Annotated in this window: 3 protein-coding genes; 1 reads left to right on the top strand and 2 read right to left on the bottom strand. The window is 40.5% G+C overall.

Annotation, left to right across the window (positions count from 1 at the left end):
• Positions 1-26: 26 nt before the first annotated feature.
• Both OC457_RS05310 and OC457_RS05305 read right to left on the bottom strand, forming a co-directional pair.
• Positions 27-773, bottom strand: a complete 747-nt coding sequence (locus tag OC457_RS05310) for a DUF2884 family protein (protein WP_080175841.1) — start codon at positions 771-773, stop codon at positions 27-29.
• Positions 774-843: 70 nt separating this feature from the next.
• Complete coding sequence (locus OC457_RS05305) at positions 844-20823, bottom strand: retention module-containing protein (protein WP_262054074.1); 19980 nt, start codon at positions 20821-20823, stop codon at positions 844-846.
• A 394-nt stretch (positions 20824-21217) separates the two neighbouring features.
• Here OC457_RS05305 and OC457_RS05300 point away from each other — a divergent pair, with 394 nt between their 5' ends.
• Positions 21218-22612: an HlyD family type I secretion periplasmic adaptor subunit gene (locus OC457_RS05300; RefSeq protein ID WP_080175843.1), complete on the top strand. Its 1395-nt coding sequence runs from the start codon at positions 21218-21220 to the stop codon at positions 22610-22612.

The following is a 22612-nucleotide window of genomic DNA, read 5'->3' as shown; positions in this document are numbered from 1 at the left end:
TAATCGTAATTACGCTGTGATCGCAATTACATTTTAAACATTGGTATGTTTTGTAACTGTGGAATTATTTGTTGCAGTTGTTGCTCTTGTTTTGCTAACCCTTCAATTGAACCGCACAAATCATTAGTTTTCACTTTCATTTCACTACTGTGCTGAATCATTGTATCGGTGATTTGAGTCTTTAACTGTGAAAATTTTGTCTGCATCTGACTAAAATCAAGATCGCCATTTTTCATTTCATCAGCCAATGCTGTTAATACACTTGATATAGATTCGACGCTTACTTGTTGCATCGCATTTTCAAATTCAGTTTTCCATGTCGTATCCATACTGTCAAAGACATCTGCTGGCATCACAAATTCACCTTGCGGATTATAAAATTTATGCTGTGCTTGCTCACTCAATTGATTAACGAGTGTTTGTACTTTCGCAAACGCTGCTTGTGAATCAAAACTATTTGACACGTCTTTCAATACAGCTAAAGCTAACTCTGTTCCTTGTTGGGCTAATGCTGCCATTTGTGGCAAATAGGTCTGCATATTATCACTATATGCAGTTAATGCTTTTTGTTGCATCGTATTAAGATCAACCTGCTGACCATTAATAAATAAATTATTATTGTCATCAATCAATAACTTAGGCTTACCTGCTTCATAAACAGACACACTGCCTTTATCAATATGAATAGGATTAGGCACATCAACAGGACAACTCTGTGCATGCACAGTACCTGAACTTAATAACAGTAAACCGCCAATTAGCCCTTTTTTCATCACTATTTTCTCTTTAATTTGATCAAAAAAAGCAGCTCGTTAAAAGCCGCTTTTTTAAGTTAATTGCTCATTAATGCGTATTATCTACTTGAAACGCATTATGACTAAACAACGACGACACAATATCAGCAGAAGATGCGCCATCAGCTAAGCCTAAATCATGTTGTGGATTAATATTTTCTAAAACAATATGCTGCGACTGACCTTCAAGACTATTTACCTCAAGCTTAACATTGCCATTCTCATCAATATCAGCATTTACATGACTTAATAAATCATCTATTTGTAAATTAGCATTTTCATCATCAGTCAGTAAATCATGGAGATTAATCTGATCTTTATCTAATTCAAAATCAGTAATAGTATCAGTATTTGATACGGTAGAAAGCGATGTTTCATGCCATGTAAAGATATCATCTCCATGACCACCTGTTAAAATATCCTTACCTTGACCCGCTATAAGATCATCATTGCCATCAAAACCAAATAATGATTCACCCTGATTATCTGCAATCAATGTATTCGCTTGTTGATTACCGAAGTTATCACTTAATTCAAGATTACCGCTATTAAGTAACGAATCTAATTTATCTTCGTTAGACATACTAGCTGCATTGTTACCAAAGAGATCATTATGACTAACCCCATTCAAAATGATATTTTGCACTACTTGATGTTGGTCATCAAAAATCTGAATTTCAGTATTGCCTTGTTGCTCAAGAATATTCAACCGATTATTGAGGTCATCTAAAGATTGAATATGTTGACTATCGAGCGCATCACCAAGATTGATCGTATCAATACCGACTTCAAAATCCATTATGGTGTCAGTTGCTGGCGCATTAACAGTACCGAAATCACTTCCAGACCATAGGAATATATCTTTAACACCATCACCATTGCCATCAAGATCCCCACCCCATAAGATATCGTTGCCTTGACCACCAACTAAAATATCAGATGCTAATCCGCCCACTAATATATCATCATCATCACCGCCAAACAGCGTTGCTTGTGCCGTACTATCAATCACTAAGTTGGCTTGGTCAGAAGCATTGTTTTGGCCAATGACATTATCGGTTGGACTCAAGGCATCTACCGTAACATTAATATTTACAGCAGGAGACATTGCTTGAGAGCCATCGGACTCAGTTGATACTGCAGCAACACTGATAGTGTGTGTACCTTGAGTAAGATCTTTAATATAAACATCATTCAGATCTTGCGCAGTAATTTGCCACTCACCATTACCTAAATCAGTACCAATAACATTGCCAGCTTTATCAACAATCTGAGCTGCTCCTAAATCACTCATTTTGACAGTCAGTGTTTCAGAAGCATCAGCTGACGCTGCGGCAATTAAACCAATCAAAGGTACCATAGTGCCTAAAGAGCTTTGAATCGCTGCCGTTTGAATATGATCCGAACTTAAACTTAATGACGGTATATCCGCTTTGGGCGTGACGGTAATATTGACTTTATTCGTCGTCGATAGACTGTCACCAGAACCGGTATTACCACCATCATTGGTTATAATGGTCAATTCATCACTGCCACTGTAATTTTCAGCGGCGGTATAGCTCACGCCACTATTAAGTACCGCATTAATATCTGCCATTGAACCTTTCAGAATCACATTGCCACTGTCATCACCAGTAACTTCAACGCCACTATTTGTCGGTAATGTAATCGATAATGAGCCATGATTAACTGCTAATGTCACCGACATAGCTTCATTATTGGCTAGCTCATTAAAATCAGCATCGGTAACTTTAATGTCTTCCACAACCGTTGCAGTATCTTCACTTACAGTAATGGTGGTAGGTACATCATTGACGGGCGCATCATTTACCGCATCGACAGTAATATCAACCGTACTCACATCGGTTAACGTACCACCACTACCGACATTGCCGTTATCCGACGTTGTCATGGTTAGCTGATCGCTACCGTTATAGTTTTCATCGCCACTGTATTTGATACCTGCATCAAGCAAGGTATTAATCTTATCAATATCACCACTTATCACGAGCTTGCCATCACCATTATCAGTAATGATTAACCCTTGAGTATCTGCGGCAATAATAGATAACTGCCCATGCTCGACATTGAGTTCAACCGTCATCTGACCTGAAGAACCACTCTCTTTAGCATCAACATCGGCAATGCTTAATCCAGTAATAATGTGGCTACTATCTTCGCTAACATCAAATGGTGCTGGTACAGTATTAATGGGCGCATCATTCACTGGCGTAACAGTAATATCAACCGTACTAACATCTGTTAATGTACCACCGCTACCGACATTGCCATTATCCGACGTTGTCATGGTTAGCTGATCACTACCATTGAAATTTTCATCGCCAGTGTATTTGATACCGCCATCCAACAAGGTATTAATCTTATCAATATCACCACTTATCACGAGCTTGCCATCACCATTATCGGTAATGGTTAATCCTTGAGTATCTGCGGCAATAATAGATAACTGCCCATGATCGACATTGAGTTCAACCGTCATTTGACCTGAAGAACCACTCTCTTTAGCATCAACATCGGCAATGCTTAATCCAGTAATAATGTGGCTACTATCTTCGCTAACATCAAATGGTGCTGGTACAGTATTAATGGGCGCATCATTCACTGGCGTAACAGTAATATTAATACTATCAGTGTCTGTTAATGCGCCACCGGCACCTGAATTACCATTATCGTCAGTCGTCATGGTAAGGCTATCTGTACCATTAAAATCTTTGTCGCCAGTATAGTTAATACCTTGATCTAATAGCTGGTTAATTAGCGTCAAATCACCATTAATAATCAACTTACCATCGCCATTATCAGTAATCGTTAGGCCAGATGTATCTGCACCTGCAGCAATAGCTAGTTGCCCATGCTCAACACTTAACGTAACGGTCATGTCCATAATGGCACCATGATCATTACTATCAACATCAGTAATTTGAAGGTCTTTAATGACTAAAGTTGCATCTTCATCAACTGTTAATGGTTCTGATGGCAGATGGTTTACTGGTGCATCATTATCTGGTGTTATTTCAACATGAATCGTTTTATCTACTGCAACGCTATCAGTTCCAATGACACCATTATCCACCGCACGAATATCTAGATTTAAATCGCCATTCCAAATATTGCCATTAATAACAGTTTGATTGTTGGCGTCACCCGGATGGAAAATCAGCGTATCAAGATCCGATCCCGTTACTTTAATAATCCAAGTGCCATCTGGTTGTTTTTCTGCACTACCTGCAACACCATCAGGAAGAGTAAATGAACTTGAATCTGGCACATTTGTGATAGTGATTTGTAATGATTCAGCCCCATTTTCATGAACATTTGTTGCTGGATTATTGATCGTTTTTTGATCGTCGTAAGCTTTAATACCTAAATCAAGCGTAATAGGGCTATTTTCATCACCACTTGCATTTGGATTAACATCAGTATCCACTTTATCAGCGATTGGATTAACATCAATGGTGATTGTTTCACGGTTTTCTGCTGGTTTATCTAATGATGCCTCTTGTGAGTAAACCACAATATCAATATCAACGTTACCGCTGAAATCATGGGGTGGCTGTACTTTAATACTACTTAAATCAAAGCTTTCACCTGATGCAGCAATTGTCCATACACCACCGCCATTATTAACAGCACCTTCAATGATAAAGCCATCGGGCACATTTTCTAATTTCATCGAAACAATATGCTCAGAGCCATCGACATCTTCTAAAGAACCACTGATTCCAGCCAATGAAATAGCGGTATCTTCATCACCAACAATAGGTGTATCAATACCTTGCCATTTGATTTCATCATTCACTGCAATTACATCAAAGCTAACCGTACTATCAAATGATTTTGTATCAGTGACTGTCGCCCCGCTAGTTTGATCATAAATAGCAGTATCCACTACAGTTGTACTGACATTAATATCGACCTTACCGCTAAAATCGAGTGCAGGCTTGAAATGAATATTATCAAGCTGACTTTGATCAACCGTAATTGACGTGCCTAGCACATTGCCATTAGCATCACTAAATACGCCATTGGTAGTATCAGCTAATGTTAGGGTTACTGACTGTATCGTTTCTTTACCATCAGTCTCCGATGTATCGGTATCTTTTAAACTCATCGAGAGATCGAGTTTAATATCACCATCTTCGTAAGCAATATTATCGTATACCTGCTCTTGCTTATCATCTGATGTCGAGATCGGCTGCTTATCGGCGTTTAAGCCATCCGTTCCTACAACCGTAATCGCGACATCTTTAGGCCCATCAACTTGTGGTGCAACTTGCACAGTAATAGTGTCATTTTTGGTTATGTAATCACCACTTTCAGTATCCGTGGTGACATAGGTAACATCAAACTTAAAATCTCCTGCATAGTCATCAGGAAGATTTAATGTGATGCCTGAAAGATCAACCGTACCATCAGCACCAACAGGCACTTTTAATACGTACTCACCAGTAACGTGGTCAAAATCAGCGCCTGAAATAGTTGCACCCGCTGGTAAATTATCGATGCTTTTGATTACTAAGGTAAAGTCATCGTGAGCTTGATCACCGTTCGCTGTACTGATGGTAACAATGTGATCCATCATTTGCTGGCCAAGGTCGATGGAATGATCTTCATCCCCCGTTACGATATAGTTTTCATCAATAACAATATCTGCCGCTTTTTCAGCATTACTTTCAGTATTAGCACTAAAATCTAACGTGATTGTTCCTTCCTTGTTAACTTTATCACTGACATCACCGTCATCGCTCATATCTTGAACAAGGGCATTAATATTAAGGGTTAACTGGCCTGTAAACTCTGCTGCCGCAATTATTTTTAAGTCACCTAGTGATGATTGCGGCACCGTCCAGCTACCATCACCATTATTAATACCACCAATGATCACAAATCCTTCCGGAATAGGATCTAACACAATTTGCGTGATCACTTCAGAACTTGAACTATCATCATTTTCCCACACAATCTTACCGTCAGAACCCGCATCGTCTGATAAATCAATAACACCATTTGTACCAGACGCAATTGTTGTGACAAACGTACCATTATCATCAATAGCAATATTACCGTCAGGCTCAACAACGGCTTTAATATCTACGTCTAACGTACCTGTAATATCTTTGGTTACGGTTTCTTTATTACCGTCGACATCAGTTTGAGATATGGTAACCGTTGAGGTTAACTTTATATCTTGATCTGAATTATGAGGCGCAGTTACGGTTAACTCACCGCCATCAAGTAATGTCTGTAATTGCTGTGTCGTTAACTCAATATGACCACTACTGTCAGTATTAAGCAAAGTACCATCAATAAACAGCTGATAGCCTGCAGGTAACCCACTTAAAGCTAAACCTGTAATATGCTCTTGCGAATCTGTCAGCGATGGTTGCCAATGAACAATAGTTGCTTCGTCTTCTTTTCCTGTTGATATGGTGGTGTAATTACCCACATCAATTTCTGGTGTGATATGAATAACTAACTCACTGTTAAATCCAGCACTTGCACCATCATTTTCAGTCACAACTATGCGCACATCTAAACTGATATCTTCAGTGCTATTCTGTGGTGGCTTAATAACAATATTGGTTAATGAATCAAGGTTTACTTGATAAATAGGCTGACCATTACTGTCTTCACCTGCGTATACCAAGGTTTGTAGATTACCTTCTGCATCATAAATTTCAGTTCCCTTTGGAATATCTGAAATAACCACACTCAAAGTTTCAGAGCCATCAGTATTACCGTCAGCATTAGTATGCTCACCAGAGACAACTTTAAAATCAAATTTAGCTTCACCATCTTCTTTTATTGTGGTTTGTAAACCAATTTTACCATCAGCTAATGGTGTCCAATCAGGGGTATCAGAGACGATTTCAGGACGATCAACAACCCCAGTTAAAGCAACATCAATGGTTTGAGGACCAATCACTTTTTCACTGGTTTCAGTTGTCACATTGCCATTTGCATCAGTTAGTTGTACGACATCACGCACGATGCCATTAACAGTAATATTAAAATCAACGTTACTATCTAATGGTGGTTGTAGTGATAAGCCATTCAAATCTTGATATGAAATTTCATACACACCATCGGCATTTGGCGTTAATAGCTGATCGTTAACATACAGCACAGCTCCCTCTGGCAATGCTGAAATTTGTAGATATAATGCCTCAGAACCATCGGTATTATCATCCAATGATGTCAAGTTAATATGGCTTGATAAATCAATCCGTTGATCTTCATTTGCTTCAACACGCGTGACTTTCAATACCGCATCATCAGCCACAGGACTAACATTAATAATCACAGTTTTAATTTCAGAGTCAGCCGTTTGATGACCAGTAACAAAGTTACTATTTTCTTTACTTTGTGCTTGAATCGTTAACTCAATATCGCCACTGAAATTATCAACTGGATTAACCTCAACTGACGCCATCTGGTTTGCTGTTACTTTATACACACCAGAGCCAGGTGAAGTTTCAACTAATAATTGACCGCCAATTTCTAAGGTACACTTGTCCTGATATTCTACGGGCACGGTAATGAAATAGAACAGCCTTTCTGAACCATCGGTATCTTGTAAATCAGCCACAACATTGAGTAACACGTTATCCTGATCTTCTGAGGTGACATAGTGATCAACAGAACTTGCATTCCAGATTGGTGTATCCGCAATACCTTGCACATTAATAGAGAACTCACCATTCATAACCGGATGATTACCACCGTCAGTGGTATTTACTTGTGCAGTTACGTCAAATTTAATTCCGGCAGCTGAGGTTGAATAGTCTGCATCAGGAACAAAAGTCACACCTTGTAAAATAAATTTCACATCTGGTGGATTAGTTGTATCAACTGCAAACGCCTCCGGTGGTAAGGTAACACTACCGTCACTATTAACTGTGAGTGGCTGGCCGTTATACATAAACACACCATGTGCTTGTGCTTGCGGTTGAATAGTTACCGTACCAACATGTTCACCACGGTCGCTATCTCCACCATCAATGGTCATATTTATTGCAATACCACTACGGCTTGGATCAACATTATCTGTTGGATCTGTAGAGTGACGTCCATCATCTTCTTCACCGATGCTGTTCTCTGTATGAAGAATAGTATCTTGATCAGAAAGCTCAATAGTAATGGTACCTTGGGCGGTATCACCATCACCATCTGTCACTTCAAAACCAATTTGTTTAATAATGTCTTCTTGGCTATGAGTAAGGTTAGCACTTGATCTAAAGATTGTTTGACCATCAGGCTTTATAAACAACTGTCCTAGTAGCAGATTACCATCATAAACATCAAATTGATGGTATCCGTCATGACTTACGTTTTGATCGCTCAACGCAATTTTGTCGCCATTAATAGTGACAGAAGTAACTTGTGCCCCATCTGCACCAGTTTGATCAATAACATAACCATAATTAGTATCACTGATATGTCCTGGTGTACTTTCAACTGCGGTTAAAACTACGTCTTCTACCGTCGGAATATCATCTTTAATTGTGACATTAATATTAACACTCGCGCTCACGTCACCATCTTTATCAATAGCGTAAACGGGTATTTCAATGGTTAATTGATCTTCACCTTGGGTTGGGTGATCTATCGTGCCATGCAATTGGAAAATATAACGCCCTGTTGGTAGCAGGTAATAAGTAAACACAACATTACCGTTGGCAATACCTTGATAAGTACCTTCACTTGATTGTGATAACGTTATCTTATTTCCATTCGAGGTTATGTCATTTTGTTGATTAAAAGAGTCAACATCAACTTTATACGTTGAAATATAATCACTACCAGAATTAACGACAATATCGCCTAACGCTGATTCTCCATCTCCTGATGGGGTTGAACCTGAAGCTAAATCACTTTCCTCAATGGTTAAAGCAGGAGCAGCTGTGATCACTGGAGCGGTGCCATCATTGATGGTGATTTGAGCATTAACATAGTTATCGCTATCCCCGCCAAGATAATCACCATCCGTATCTTTAACTTGTACTGGAACATCGATAACGATCTTATCACCATCAATATTTACCCACCCACCATTGTCACTACCATTATGGTCAAGTGGAGAGTGTTGGGTAATAGACACTGTAATATCAACATCATGACCGTTTGCTGCTTGTATCGCGGTCACTGTAACGGTAAGTACAATTTGACCATTAGCAGTACCCGTTAGAACACCGCTAGCATGATCATAAACAAAGCTTACTGGCGCACCATTGGCCGTTAACTCTGACTGTAACTCATTAATCAATGCCGTAAGTTTGCTGTTATCTATGGTTACTGTTGTTGGATCAAGTCGGTCAACCCCTGCTGCAACTGCAATATCAACATCACCTGAAACTGGGTACCCTTGTTGACCAACCGCTGGCGTTAAATCACCTTCAGTAATAGTAATTGAGCCAGTTTCACCACCTGTCGCATTGTTACCATCATGAATATTAATCGTGATTTGACCAGGTTTACTGACATCACCATCATGATCCTGCGCATAAACATCTAGCTTGATAGTTTCATTGTCAGCAATCGCGTTATCAACTTGATCAATTGGTTGTTGTTGAGTAGCAGTATAGTGACCATTAATATCAATACTCACTTCCATCACAACCTGAGACGGATCACTTTGCAGTACAATAATCACACTTGTACCGTCAGCACTTAAGTGATAACTCGTAGCGTGGCCATTACTAGTTAAGCCATTTAATGATGCTTGTTCACTACCAAAATAGACTTGTTCTATTTGGTCGCTTCCAGTATCAACATTAATTGAGCCAGAGCCTGTTGCCTGACCTGATGTACCTTCATCTAAGGTTGCTGAAGTATCTTGTCCAAATGACGGTTTTTGACCATCTTTAATTGTGATATTAACATCAACTGGTTTTTCTAACGCATCACCATCAGTATCCTGCATTTGAACAGGCACATTAATAGTAATCTTACCGCCCCTAACATCAACAAATGTACCGTTAGATTTTAAGTGATCTAATGGTAGAGATTGTTGAATAGTCATATTGACGCTAACATCACCATTCGCTAATGAAGATGGTGTCATCGTTATCAATACGGCCTCGTGTCCCCCGGTTACAGTTATACCTGTTATGGTAATGACACCATTCGCTCCAATCTCAACATTAAAACTTAACGTTTCACCATCCGATGTAAGACCATTTAATTCGGTTAACAATGTCGACTTAACACTATCTGTGATTGTTAATGAATTAGCGACTAAGGCATCATCTGTTGCATCAACGGTAAAGTGTCCAGTGCCAACAACAGGGTAGCCTTGTTCACCTGCTTGAGGGATTAAATCACCTTCAGTAATGGTAATATTGGCTTGAACGCCTTCACCTGTAGGATTTAAACCATCCTTTATATGGATCTCTAATTGACCCGTATTACTGATATCACCATCATCATCAGTGGCCACCACACCAAGCTCAATATTAACGCTATCACCCGCTGCATTATCTTGTTCAATCGGTTGATGTTGTTCAACAATATAACTGCCATCATTACCAATTGTGATCGTTAAAACAGCTTCGCCATCATTCGTACCACCGTCAATGACGACATTAATTTCATTGCCATTAACAACATAACGAGTGGCCTGATTATTAGAAATAAGATGATCAAGAGACGGCTGAGAGCCGAGGAAATTAATATGAGCAATGTTATCAGAGCCAACATCAAGTGCTATTTTACCATTGGTGGTTGTCCCTGTTTCGGTTTCAACAATGGTGGTACCTTTATCAGTACCAAATTCAGGATTAGCACCATCTTTAATCGTCACAACCACATCAACAGGTTGTTGCAATGCATCACCATCGGTATCTTGCATTTGAACAGGTACATTAATGGTAAGATTACCGCCATTAACATCAACATAAGTACCGTCGGCACTCAAATGATCTAGCGGTAATTGCTGGGTAATCGTCATCTCGACGCTGACATCACCATTTGTTTGTGCTGTCGGCGTCAAGGTGATGGTAACGGCTTCATCCGCACCGCTAGCTGTGATACCGGTGATTGTGATAACACCATTAGCATCAATATTAATGCTAAAGGTTAATGCGTCTCCGCCAGAAGTAAGACCATTTAATTCGGTCAATAATGCCGTTTTACCGTTGTCAGTGATCGTTAATGACGTTGCGACTAACGCATCATCTGTTGCATCAACGGTAAAGTGTCCAGTGCCAACCACAGGGTAGCCTTGTTCACCTGCTTGAGGGATTAAATCACCTTCAGTAATAGTAATATTGGCTTGAACGCCTTCACCTGTAGGATTTAAACCATCCTTTATATGGATCTCTAATTGACCCGTATTGCTACTATCACCATCATCATCCGTGGCCACAACACTAAGCTCAATGTTGACACTGTCACCCGCTGCATTATTTTGTTCAATAGGTTGATGTTGCTCAACGATATAATGACCATTATTACTAATAGTAATAGTTAAAACAGCTTCGCCATCATTCGTACCACCGTCAATAACGACATTAATTTCATTACCATTAACGATATAACGGGTCGCTTGATTATTTGAGACAATACCATCAAGTGATGGCTGAGAGCCGAGGAAATTAATATGCGCAATGTTATCAGAGCCAACATCAAGTGCTATTTTGCCATTGGTGGTTGTCCCTGTTTCGGTTTCAACAATGGTGGTACCTTTATCAGTGCCAAATTCAGGATTAGCACCATCTTTAATCGTCACAACCACATCAACGGGTTGTTGCAATGCATCACCATCAGTATCTTGCATTTGAACAGGTACATTAATGGTAAGATCACCGCCATTAACATCAACATAAGTACCGTCGGCACTCAAATGATCTAGCGGTAATTGCTGAGTAATCGACATATCGACGCTGACATCACCATTTGTTTGTGCTGTCGGTGTCAAGGTGATGGTAATGGCTTCATCCGCCCCGCTGGTTGTGATACCGGTGATTGTGATAACACCATGAGCATCAATATTAATGCTAAAGGTTAATGCGTCTCCGCCAGAAGTAAGACCATTTAATTCGGTCAATAATGCCGTTTTAACGTTGTCAGTGATCGTTAATGACGTTGCGACTAACGCATCATCTGTTGCATCAACGGTAAAGTGTCCAGTGCCAACAACAGGGTAGCCTTGTTCGCCTGCTTGAGGGATTAAATCACCTTCAGTAATAGTAATATTGGCTTGAACGCCTTCACCTGTAGGATTTAAACCATCCTTTATATGGATCTCTAATTGACCCGTATTGCTACTATCACCATCATCATCCGTGGCCACAACACTAAGCTCAATGTTGACACTGTCACCCGCTGCATTATTTTGTTCAATAGGTTGATGTTGCTCAACGATATAATGACCATTATTACTAATAGTAATAGTTAAAACAGCTTCGCCATCATTCGTACCACCGTCAATGACGACATTAATTTCATTGCCATTAACAACATAACGAGTGGCCTGATTATTAGAAATAAGATGATCAAGAGACGGCTGAGAGCCGAGGAAATTAATATGAGCAATGTTATCAGAGCCAACATCAAGTGCTATTTTACCATTGGTGGTTGTCCCTGTTTCGGTTTCAACAATGGTAGTGCCACTGTCGGTACCAAATTCAGGATTAGCACCATCTTTAATCGTCACAACCACATCAACGGGTTGTTGCAATGCATCACCATCAGTATCTTGCATTTGAACAGGTACATTAATGGTAAGATTACCGCCATTAACATCAACATAAGTACCGTCGGCACTCAAATGATCTAGCGGTAATTGCTGAGTAATCGACATCTCGACGCTGACATCACCATTTGTTTGTGCTGTCGGCGTCAAGGTGATGGTAACGGCTTCATCCGCACCGCTAGCTGTAATACCGGTGATTGTGATAACACCATTAGCATCAATATTAATGCTAAAGGTTAATGCGTCTCCGCCAGAAGTAAGACCATTTAATTCGGTCAATAATGCAGTTTTAACGTTGTCAGTGATCGTTAATGACGTTGCGACTAACGCATCATCTGTTGCATCAACGGTAAAGTGTCCAGTGCCAACCACAGGGTAGCCTTGTTCACCTGCTTGAGGGATTAAATCACCTTCAGTAATAGTAATATTGGCCTGAACGCCTTCACCTGTAGGATTTAAACCATCCTTAATATGGATCTCTAATTGACCCGTATTACTACCATCACCATCATCATCAGTGGCAACAACACTAAGCTCAATGTTGACACTGTCACCCGCTGCATTATTTTGTTCAATAGGTTGATGTTGCTCAACGATATAATGACCATCATTACTAATAGTGATAGTTAAAACAGCTTCGCCATCATTCGTACCACCGTCAATGACGACATTAATTTCATTACCATTAACAACATAACGAGTGGCCTGATTATTAGAAATAAGATGATCAAGAGACGGCTGAGAGCCGAGGAAATTAATATGAGCAATGTTATCAGAGCCAACATCAAGTGCTATTTTACCATTGGTGGTTGTCCCTGTTTCGGTTTCAACAATGGTGGTACCTTTATCAGTACCAAATTCAGGATTAGCACCATCTTTAATCGTCACAACCACATCAACGGGTTGTTGCAATGCATCACCATCAGTATCTTGCATTTGAACAGGTACATTAATGGTAAGATCGCCGCCATTAACATCAACATAAATACCGTCGGCACTCAAATGATCTAGCGGTAATTGCTGAGTAATCGACATCTCGACGCTGACATCACCATTTGTTTGTGCTATCGGCGTCAAGGTGATGGTAATGGCTTCATCCGCACCGCTAGCTGTGATACCGGTGATTGTGATAACACCATTAGCATCAATATTAATGCTAAAGGTTAATACGTCTCCGCCAGAAGTAAGACCATTTAATTCGGTCAATAATGCAGTTTTAACGTTGTCAGTGATCGTTAATGACGTTGCGACTAACGCATCATCTGTTGCATCAACGGTAAAGTGTCCAGTGCCAACCACAGGGTAGCCTTGTTCACCTGCTTGAGGGATTAAATCACCTTCAGTAATAGTAATATTGGCTTGAACGCCTTCACCTGTAGGATTTAAACCATCCTTAATATGGATCTCTAATTGACCCATATTACTACTATCACCATCATCATCAGTTGCAACAACACCAAGCTCAATATTAACGCTATCACCTGCTGCATTATCTTGTTCAATCGGTTGATGTTGCTCAACAATATAACTGCCATCATTACCAATTGTGATCGTTAAAACAGCTTCGCCATCATTCGTACCACCGTCAATGACGACATTAATTTCATTACCATTAACAACATAACGAGTGGCCTGATTATTAGAAATAAGATGATCAAGAGACGGCTGAGAGCCGAGGAAATTAATATGAGCAATGTTATCAGAGCCAACATCAAGTGCTATTTTACCATTGGTGGTTGTCCCTGTTTCGGTTTCAACAATGGTAGTGCCACTGTCGGTACCAAATTCAGGATTAGCACCATCTTTAATCGTCACAACCACATCAACGGGTTGTTGCAATGCATCACCATCAGTATCTTGCATTTGAACAGGTACATTAATGGTAAGATTACCGCCATTAACATCAACATAAGTACCGTCGGCACTCAAATGATCTAGCGGTAATTGCTGAGTAATCGACATCTCGACGCTGACATCACCATTTGTTTGTGCTGTCGGCGTCAAGGTGATGGTAACGGCTTCATCCGCACCGCTAGCTGTAATACCGGTGATTGTGATAACACCATTAGCATCAATATTAATGCTAAAGGTTAATGCGTCTCCGCCAGAAGTAAGACCATTTAATTCGGTCAATAATGCAGTTTTAACGTTGTCAGTGATCGTTAATGACGTTGCGACTAACGCATCATCTGTTGCATCAACGGTAAAGTGTCCAGTGCCAACCACAGGGTAGCCTTGTTCACCTGCTTGAGGGATTAAATCACCTTCAGTAATAGTAATATTGGCCTGAACGCCTTCACCTGTAGGATTTAAACCATCCTTAATATGGATCTCTAATTGACCCGTATTACTACCATCACCATCATCATCAGTGGCAACAACACTAAGCTCAATGTTGACACTGTCACCCGCTGCATTATTTTGTTCAATAGGTTGATGTTGCTCAACGATATAATGACCATCATTACTAATAGTGATAGTTAAAACAGCTTCGCCATCATTCGTACCACCGTCAATGACGACATTAATTTCATTACCATTAACAACATAACGAGTGGCCTGATTATTAGAAATAAGATGATCAAGAGACGGCTGAGAGCCGAGGAAATTAATATGAGCAATGTTATCAGAGCCAACATCAAGTGCTATTTTACCATTGGTGGTTGTCCCTGTTTCGGTTTCAACAATGGTGGTACCTTTATCAGTACCAAATTCAGGATTAGCACCATCTTTAATCGTCACAACCACATCAACGGGTTGTTGCAATGCATCACCATCAGTATCTTGCATTTGAACAGGTACATTAATGGTAAGATCGCCGCCATTAACATCAACATAAATACCGTCGGCACTCAAATGATCTAGCGGTAATTGCTGAGTAATCGACATCTCGACGCTGACATCACCATTTGTTTGTGCTATCGGCGTCAAGGTGATGGTAATAGCTTCATCCGCACCGCTAGCTGTGATACCGGTGATTGTGATAACACCATTAGCATCAATATTAATGCTAAAGGTTAATACGTCTCCGCCAGAAGTAAGACCATTTAATTCGGTCAATAATGCAGTTTTAACGTTGTCAGTGATCGTTAATGACGTTGCGACTAACGCATCATCTGTTGCATCAACGGTAAAGTGTCCAGTGCCAACCACAGGGTAGCCTTGTTCACCTGCTTGAGGGATTAAATCACCTTCAGTAATAGTAATATTGGCTTGAACGCCTTCACCTGTAGGATTTAAACCATCCTTAATATGGATCTCTAATTGACCCATATTACTACTATCACCATCATCATCAGTTGCAACAACACTAAGCTCAATATTAACGCTATCACCCGCTGCATTATTTTGTTCAATAGGTTGATGTTGCTCAACGATATAATGACCATCATTACTAATAGTGATAGTTAAAACAGCTTCGCCATCATTCGTACCACCGTCAATGACGACATTAATTTCATTACCATTAACGATATAACGGGTCGCTTGATTATTAGAAATAAGATGATCAAGAGACGGCTGAGAGCCGAGGAAATTAATATGAGCAATGTTATCAGAGCCCACATCTAATGGGATCTTACCGCTGGCTGTTACGCCTGTTTCGGTTTCAACAATGGTAGTGCCGCTGTCGGTACCAAACTCTGGGTTTGCGCCGTCTTTGATAGTGATATCAACATTAGCAGGGTTATCTAGCCAATCACCATCGGTATCTTGTACCTGAATCGGCACATCGATGGTAATTTTATCGTTAACGCTATCGACCAACCCATCAACACCACTGTCGGTGTGGTTTAATGGTTTGTCTTGATTAATCGTCACCGTGACGTCGATATTGTGACCGTTCGCCGCTTGTACAGCATCCAATGAGACTGTCACTACTTGCTCGCCATCAGCGGTCACACCGACTAATTGACCCGTTGTACTGTCATAGCTAAAGCTGATCGCTTGGTTATCACCCGTGGTTAACTCAGACGATAATTCATCAATTAATTTGGTTAATTGAACTGGGTCGATGGTCACTTTGCTTGGGTCAAAGCGATCGGCGCCGGCCTCAATCACAATCGTGGTGTTACCTGAGACTGGATAGCCTTGCTCACCTGCTTGAGGCGTTAAATCACCTTCGGTAATGGTGATCTCACCATACTCATTACCGCCTGCATCAGCGCCATCATTAATGGTGATCACTACCTGACCATTAGCGGTATCGCCATCATTATCCGTCGCCGTCACGCCGAGGTTTATGTTGGTAATATTCGCATCATTTTGATCAATAGGACCGGTGACTTCAACCGTGTATGAGCCATCTTTAGCAATCGTCACCACCATCACTGGCTTATCGTGACTATCAACGACAGTTAATACGTTGCCGTTTACCGTAAATGTGGTCGCGGCACCGTTACTGGTTAAACCTTGAAGACTTGGCTGGTCAGCGTTGAAATCAAGCTGATGAATCGCATCTGAGCCCACATCCAGCGGCACGTCACCTGTAATAATCTGACCACTTTGGGTAGTTTCATCAATCGTGGTGCCACTGTCAGTACCAAACTCTGGGTTTGCGCCATCAACAATGGTGATATCAACATTGGCAGGATTATCGAGCCAATCACCATCGGTATCTTGTACCTGAATCGGCACATCAATAGTAATTTTATCGTTAACGCTATCGACCAACCCATCGACACCACTGTCGGTGTGGTTTAATGGCTTTTGTTGATTAATCGTCACCGTGACGTCGATATCGTGACCGTTCGCCGCTTGTACAGCATCCAATGATACTGTCACTACTTGCTCGCCAGTCGCAGTCACACCAACTAATTGACCCGTTGAGCTGTCATAGCTAAAGCTGATCGCTTGGTTATCACCGGTGGTTAATTCAGATTCTAATTCAGTGATTAATGATGTCAGTTGCTTCGGATCGATGGTGACCTTAGTTGGGTCAAGACGATCGGCTCCAGCCTCAATCACAATCGTGGTGGTGCCTGATACTGGATAGCGTTGCTCACCTGCTTGAGGCGTTAAATCCCCTTCAGTAATGGTGATCTCACCATACTCATTACCGCCTGCATCAGCGCCATCATTAATGGTGATCACTACCTGACCGTTAGCGGTATCGCCATCATTATCCGTCGCCGTCACGCCGAGGTTTATGTTGGCAATATTTGCATCATTTTGATCAATCGGACCGGTGACTTCAACGGTGTATGAACCATCTTTAGCAATCGTTACTACCATCACTGGCTTATTATCGCTATCAACCACAGTTAATACGTTGCCATTAACCATAAATGTGGTCGCGGCACCATTACTGGTTAGGTTGGCTAAATCCGATTGATCAGCGTTGAAATCAAGCTGATGAATCGCATCTGAGCCAACATCGAGCGGCACGTCACCTGTAATAATCTGACCGCTTTGGGTAGTTTCATCAATGGTAGTGCCACTGTCAGTACCAAACTCAGGGTTTGCACCATCAACAATGGTGATATCAACATTGGCAGGGTTATCGAGCCAATCACCATCGGTATCTTGTACCTGAATCGGCACATCAATGGTAATTTTATCGTTAACGCTATCAACCAACCCATCAACACCACTGTCGGTGTGGTTTAACGGTTTGTCTTGATTAATCGTCACCGTGACATCGATATCGTGACCGTTCGCCGCTTGAACAGCATTCAATGATACTGTCACTACTTGCTCGCCAGTCGCCGTCACACCGACTAATTGCCCGGTGGCGCTGTCATAGCTAAAGCTGATCGCTTGGTTATCACCGGTGGTTAACTCAGACGATAATTCATCAATTAATTTGGTTAATTGAACTGGATCAATCGTCACTTTGCTTGGGTCAAGACGATCTGCTCCGGCCTCAATCATAATTGTAGTGTTGCCCGATACTGGGTAGCCTTGCTCACCAGTTTGAGGCGTTAAATCACCTTCGGTAATGGTGATCTCACCATACTCATTACCGCCTGCATCAGCGCCATCATTAATGGTGATCACTACCTGACCATTAGCGGTATCGCCATCATTATCCGTCGCCGTCACGCCGAGGTTTATGTTGGCAATATTTGCATCGTTTTGATCAATCGGACCGGTGACTTCAACGGTATATGAACCATCTTTAGCAATCGTCACTACCATCACTGGCTTATCGTGACTATCAACGACAGTTAATACGTTGCCGTTTACAGTAAATGTAGTCGCGGCACCGTTACTGGTTAGGTTAGCTAAATCCGGTTGATCAGCATTGAAATCAAGCTGATGAATCGCATCTGAGCCCACATCGAGCGGCACGTCACCTGTAATATCCGTACCGCTTTGGGTGGTTTCATCAATCGTGGTGCCACTGTCAGTACCAAACTCTGGGTTTGCGCCATCAACAATGGTGATATCAACATTGGCAGGGTTATCTAGCCAATCACCATCGGTATCTTGTACCTGAATCGGCACATCAATGGTGATTTTATCGTTAACGCTATCGACCAATCCATCAACACCACTGTCGGTGTGGTTTAACGGTTTATCTTGATTAATCGTCACCGTGACGTCGATATCGTGACCGTTCGCCGCTTGGACTGCATTCAATGAGACAGTTACTACTTGCTCGCTAGTCGCAGTTACACCAACTAATTGACCGGTTGTACTGTCATAGCTAAAGCTGATCGCTTGGTTATCACCGGTGGTTAATTCTGACTCTAATTCGCTAATTAATTTGGTTAATTGAACTGGATCAATCGTCACTTTGCTTGGATCAAGACGATCGGCGCCGGCCTCAATCACAATCGTGGTGGTGCCTGATACTGGGTAGCCTTGCTCACCTGCTTGAGGGGTTAAATCCCCTTCAGTAAGGGTGATCTCACCATACTCATCACCGCCTGCATCTGCGCCATCATTAATGGTGATCACTACCTGACCATTAGCGGTATCGCCATCATTATCCGTCGTCGTCACGCCGAGGTTTATGTTGGCAATATTTGCATCGTTTTGATCAATCGGACCGGTGACTTCAACGCCGTATGAGCCATCTTTAGCAATCGTCACTACCATCACTGGCTTATCGTGACTATCAACGACAGTTAATACGTTGCCGTTTACAGTAAATGTGGTCGCTGCGCCATTACTGGTTAGATTAGCTAAATTCGGTTGATCAGCGTTGAAATCAAGCTGATGAATCGCATCTGAGCCCACATCGAGCGGCACGTCACCTGTAATAACCGTACCGCTTTGGGTGGTTTCATCAATGGTAGTGCCACTGTCAGTACCAAACTCTGGGTTTGCGCCATCAACAATGGTGATATCAACATTAATAGGTTTATCAAGCAAATTACCATTTGAATCAGCCCCCTGAATAGACACATCAACTGTAATAATATCGCCATCATGTGAGACTAAATTACTATTATTACCTCCAACATGATCAATCGATTGGTTAATCGTTGTCGTAATATTAATACTGACATCTCGTCCATTTTCAGACTCAGCACTAAGAGAAATTAACATTATAGTTTCGCCATTAAGCGAACCGACAATTGAATTCGTTTGAATGTCATAAATAAAACTAACAGCTTCACCACCAGCAGTAATTTCATTATTAAGTTCAGAAAGCAAAGAATTAACAGCTAGAGGGTCAAAAACAAAAGAAGCAGTGTCAAGGGGAAGTGTTGCAGCTTCAACAGCAATTGAAATTGAAGATTGAACAGGATAGCCCTGTTCATCGGCTTGTGGAGATAAATCACCTTCCACAATAGTCATAGCACCTGACTCGCCACCATCAGCCGCTAGAATAATATTTGGATCGATAGCTTGATTATTACGCTGCGGATCATAAGTCGTATCAAAGCCGGCTTTAGCTAGCACAGCATCATTATTGTAATTAATTGTAATAAAACTTGCGGTTGCTGAAGTGCCATTTAATCCTATATTACCTGTAGCACTCTCGTTACCAGCCGCAGGCGCTTCAAATAATGCTGTCGGATCTTGTCCTGCTAAAATAGCATTTTGCAGTGCTGTAATATCATCAGCAGAAAATGATGCGCCTTCTTTCGCCTCTCCATTAAAGGTTAGACGGTTATCTAACTCAACAGTTTGAACACCTGTTGGCGTTAATACTGTACAACTAGAGCAAGGTAGATTAACAATCTGTTCTATACCATCTTTGATAACTATAAACTGTGTATTACGGTTATTGACAATAATCTCATCCATCTGAAGAGGATGAGTATCAATGACAGGTATAGGTTGCTGATTCGGCTGAAGAATAAAACTCTCACCATCAACAAGCTTAAATGCTTCAACTTTATTATCATTCTTAACCATGAAATCACCCAACCTTATAACCTTCTTGAGAGCATAATAGCCAAACTCTATAATTTAAAATCGATCTTTTTATGTTAGAACAAGCATTAATTATTCATATAATATAATAATTACACATTGACATTCAAAAACAACTTTACGTTAATACTTCAACAGCTTATCATCAGTTATAATTGTAAACAAACAAGATATTAACATATGAGAGTAACTAATATTTCACATTGGAATTACTTATACGTTACACGCCGCATGCTAATACAAACATCCTTTTATGTTATTGATAAAAAACATAACAATATATTTTATAGTTAAAATTTTGTATCGCCATAATTAATATATTTTTTAAAATGACCATCCTCTTACAAAGAGTTATTTTAGATACATAGGTTTTTATATGAATAAAAAAGCCATTTCGATATCAAACAATGATCTCGATTTTATTGATGATAAATCTGCGGCGTTACTACTCAATACCCCTAAAAATGCCAGAATCATTTTATGGGTAATGGTATTATTTTTCTTTATCGCATTTACTTGGGCCTATTTTGCAAAACTAGATAAAGTAACAACAGGTTCAGGGAAAGTTATTCCATCATCGCAATTACAAGTAGTACAAAACCTTGAAGGTGGTATTGTTAAACAAGTTTTTGTAAAAGAAGGTCAGCAAGTTAAGAAAGGTCAAACACTACTACTTATAGATGACACGCAATTTAAATCAGACTTTAAAGAAAAAACACAAAGTCTTGCTGCTATGCAAGCTGATTCGTTACGCCTGAATGCACTGCTTATCAGTGTTACCGTCAATAAAAGTCCTAAAAATATTGAGTGGCGAAAAAGTGTTAATATTACGCATACCCCTCCTGCATTTACTGCTGAATTTAAGAAGAAACATACTCAATTAGTGCGCCGTCAACTTAACCAGTTTTCAGGTAAATTAAATAATTTAGAAAATCAATTATCTGTTGCATCCCAACAAGCATCACAAAAAGAGCGAGAGCTAATAGAAGCTAAATCTCGATTATCAAATATTCGAGATAGCTATAATATCGCTTTAAAAGAATACAATATCACCAAGCCATTAGCAGATGAAGGTGTTGTTCCTCGTATTGAGTTATTAAAATTACAACGTTCTCTTAATGATACTAAACGTGATTTAAACTCTGTCCGACTACAAATCCCAGTAACTCAAGCTGCAATTCAAGAAGCAGGCTTTAAATATATAGATATCGCTTTGCAATTTCGTTCAGAAATACAAACTAAATTAAATGAAATTAGTGATAAATTATCAAGCATGACAGAGACACAAGTCGGCCTTGAAGATCGAGTAAAACGCACCACTGTCGTATCACCAGTCAATGGCACTATTCAAAAAATATACGTCAATACCGTTGGTGGAGTAATACAACCAGGTATGCCATTAGTAGAAATTGTCCCTACCGAAGACACACTTTTGATTGAAGCAAAAATAGCCCCTCAAGATATAGGTTTTTTAAGGCCCGGATTACCAACAATCATAAAATTCAGTGCTTATGATTTTACTAATTACGGAGGGTTAATCGGTACATTAGAAACTATCAGCGCCGATACAATCCAAGATAAAGAAGGCAATAGTTTCTACCAAGTAAAAATTCGTACCGATGCGAGCAGCCTTAAAGGTCCTAATGGCGAGGCATTACCTATCATACCCGGAATGACAGCATCAGCAGATATTATTACAGGCAAGCGTTCTGTACTTGACTACCTACTGAAACCTGTCCTCAGAGCGCGTCAAACGGCGTTAAGAGAATAA

The organism is Photobacterium toruni (assembly GCF_024529955.1).
Lineage (GTDB): Bacteria > Pseudomonadota > Gammaproteobacteria > Enterobacterales > Vibrionaceae > Photobacterium > Photobacterium toruni.
Note: the sequence above shows the minus strand (reverse complement) of the source record. Positions and strands in the feature narration are given on the sequence as shown.

What these genes read in the sequence shown, in the direction of transcription:
- OC457_RS05310 (WP_080175841.1), bottom strand. Translation starts at nt 773, where the DNA reads ATGAAAAAAGGGCTAATTGGCGGTTTACTGTTATTAAGTTCAGGTACT.
- OC457_RS05305 (WP_262054074.1), bottom strand. Translation starts at nt 20,823, where the DNA reads ATGGTTAAGAATGATAATAAAGTTGAAGCATTTAAGCTTGTTGATGGT.
- OC457_RS05300 (WP_080175843.1), top strand. Translation starts at nt 21,218, where the DNA reads ATGAATAAAAAAGCCATTTCGATATCAAACAATGATCTCGATTTTATT.